This window comes from Streptomyces niveiscabiei (assembly GCF_001419795.1).
Lineage (GTDB): Bacteria > Actinomycetota > Actinomycetes > Streptomycetales > Streptomycetaceae > Streptomyces > Streptomyces niveiscabiei.
On the sequence record NZ_LIRL01000070.1, the window covers coordinates 1 to 3,248 of the forward strand.

The 3,248-nt window shown below is 73.2% G+C and carries 1 protein-coding gene; it reads left to right on the top strand.

The window, feature by feature from the left end; genetic code table 11:
• Positions 1-40: 40 nt before the first annotated feature.
• Positions 41-3,248 (top strand): type I polyketide synthase (locus AOK24_RS04360; protein WP_240553662.1); only part of this gene is annotated, 3,208 nt, incomplete at its 3' end.

Below are 3,248 nucleotides of genomic sequence, written 5' to 3' on the forward strand. Positions count from 1 at the left end.
GATGTATGTCGTCACCGGGGGCGGGGGTGCCATCGGGCGGGTGCTCGTCGAGCATCTGGCGTCGGAGTACGCCGCCCGGCTGGTGCTGGTCGGCCGTTCCGAGCCGGATGCGGAGACGCGGGCGTGGCATGCGTCGCTCGGGGTCGAGGTGCTCGCGGTGCGGGCCGATGTGGCGGACTCGGCTGAGTTGGAGGCCGCGTTGGGGGTGGCCCGGGAGCGGTTCGGGGTGCTGCACGGGGTGTTCCATCTCGCCGGGGTCGCCGACGAGGGGCGGGCCGACGGGGATCGGGAGCGGTTCGCCCAGGTGTTGGCCGCGAAGACGCATGGGCTGGTGCATCTGGACGAGTTGACGCGGGGGGACGCTCTCGACCTGTTCGTCGTGTTCTCGTCCGTGTCCTCGCTCGTGGGGGACTTCGGGGCGGTCAGTTACGCGACCGCCAACCGGTTCGCGGACGTGTACACCACGCGGCGGGGTGGGGTCTCGCTGGCCTGGCCGCTGTGGGCGGTCGGCGGGGTGGACGGGATGGTGCGGGAGGAGGAGTTGGCGGCGTACACGCGGCGCAGCGGGATGCGGGCGCTGGAGGCGGGGCAGGGGGTCGAGCTGCTGCGGCGTTCGCTGGCGGCCGGGGTGCCGTGGGTGGTGCCGGCGTGGGGTGAACCGGGGGTGCTGGACGGGGCGTTGGCCGGTGTGACGGGCGGTGGGGCCCAGGCGAGGGCCGCCGCGCCGACGGCCGAGGGGGAGCGCACGGGTTCGGCTCCCACGCCGGTCTCCGCTCCTGGCACCGGCACCGCCACCCCCGCCTCCGGCGCCGTTCGCCGGGAGCGTCTCGTCGAGCATCTGCGCGGGGTTCTCGCCGGAGTGCTCAAACTGTCCACGGGCCGGCTCGACAGCCGCGTACCCCTGGACGACTACGGGCTCGACTCGGTCCTCGTCATGGAGTCCAACTCCCTGCTGGGCAAGGACTTCCCGGGGCTGCGTGGGACGGTGTTCTTCGAGTGCCGGACGGTCGACGAGCTGGCGGACCATGTGCTCGCGGAGCACGCGGACGCGGTGGCCCGGCTGTTCCCCGAGGAACCCCGGACGGCCTCGGAAGCCCCAACCCCTTCGAACCCCTTGTCCGCCCCGGAAACCCGAGCCGCCACAGAACCCCGGATCACTCACGAACACCCGCCGGTCGACCAGGCGGCAACTCCCCCCGCCCCGGGGCCGGTTCCCGTCTCCCCCGACGACGATCCGATCGCCGTCATCGGCATCAGCGGTCGCTATCCCGGCGCCGACACCCTCGACGAGTTCTGGCGCAACCTCTCCGAGGGCCGCGACTCCGTGACCGAGGTCCCGACGGACCGCTGGGACGCCTCGGAGCTGGCCGACTCGGGCCGCAGCAGCAGCCGTTGGGGCGGTTTCCTCTCCGACGTCGACTCCTTCGACTCCCTCTTCTTCCAGATCTCCCCCAAGCAGGCCCGCACGATGGACCCGCAGGAGCGGCTGTTCCTCCAGACGGCCTGGTCGGCGCTGGAGAACGCGGGCTATCCCCCGTCCCGCCTCCCGGCGCCCCGCTTCGGCGGCCAGGGCCATGACGTCGGGGTGTTCGTCGGCGTGATGTGGGACGACTACGCGATCCTCGGCGCGACGGAGTCGGCGCGCGGCAACCCCCAGGTGGTGCTGGCGAACCGCTCGTCGATCGCCAACCAGGTCTCGTACTTCGGCGACTTCAGGGGCCCGAGCGTGGTGATCGACACCGCGTGCTCGGCATCGCTCGTGGCCGTGCACCAGGCGTGCGAGAGCATCCGGCGCGGCGAGTGCGCGTACGCGCTCGCGGGCGGGGTGAACGTCGCCGTCCACCCGGACAAGTACGTGCACCTCAGCGCCAAGTCGATGCTGTCCGACGACGGCCGCTGCCGGGCCTTCGGGGCGGGCGGCACCGGGTACGTGCCCGGTGAGGGCGTCGGCGCGGTGCTGCTGAAGCGGCTGTCGGAGGCGGTCCGGGACGGGGACACCGTGCACGCGGTGATCCGGGCGACCGGCGTCAACCACGGCGGCCGGACCAGCGGTTACACCGTGCCCAACCCGCAGGCCCAACAGGCCCTGGTGGAACAGGTGCTGGACGCGGCCGGCATCGACGCCAGGACCGTCGGCTGCGTCGAGGCGCACGGCACTGGGACCGCGCTGGGCGACCCGATCGAACACACCGCGCTGGCCCAAGCGTTCGGCAAGCACACCGCCGACACCGGGTTCTGCGCGATCGGTTCGGTGAAGTCCAACATCGGTCACCTGGAGGGCGCGGCCGGCATCGCCGGGCTCACCAAGGCCGTACTCCAGTTGCGGCACGGCACATTGCTGCCGTCGCTGCACGCCGAGGAGTTGAACCCGGTCATCGACTTCACGCGCTCTCCGTTCACCGTGCAGCGCGAAGCGGCCGAGTGGACGCGGGAGTTCGACGCCGAAGGGCGTGCGGTGCCGCGGCGGGCGGCGGTGAGTTCCTTCGGGGCGGGCGGCACCAACGCGCACGTGGTGCTGGAGGAGTACGTCGCCCCCGCGCCGGACGAGGCCGACTCCGAGCGCGAGTTGATCGTCCTGTCGGCCCGCGACGAACAGCGACTGCGCCTGTACGCCGCCGAGTTGGGCCGGTCCCTCGCCGACGCGGCCCGGCTCGCGGACGTCGCCCACACCTTGCGTGTGGGGCGTGAACCCCTCGTCGAGCGCCTGGCGTTCGTGGCCTCGGGTCTCCCGGACGCGGCCGAGAAACTCGCGGCCGTCGGACGCGGCGAGGGCGGGCAGTGGCTGCACCGGGGGCGCGTCGAGCAACACCCGCCGCTGGCCGACCTGTTGACGGCGGGCGTCGGCGCGGCGGAGTTCCTGTCCGCGCAGATCCGGGCCGGGGCGGACGATCTCCTCGGGCGGATGTGGGTCTCCGGTGTCACCGTGGACTGGGAGTTGCTGGAGCGGCTGCGGCCCGCCGCGCGGCGTCGGGTGCCGTTGCCGACGTATCCGTTCGAGCGGGTGCGGCACTGGCTGGACACGAGCGCGGCTGCGATCGCACCCACAGCCATGCCGACGTCAGCCGCCACGCACTCACCAGCAGCGGCCCCGGCCTCGGGCGCTGCGCGAACACCGGACGCCATCCCGGCCCCGGTTGATACCTCAGCGTCGGCAGCCGTCCCGACCTGGGCCGACACAGCACCACCGGCCGTCGTCCCGGCCCCGGCGACCACCTGGCGCCACCGCCTGACCCCCGACACCCCCGCCC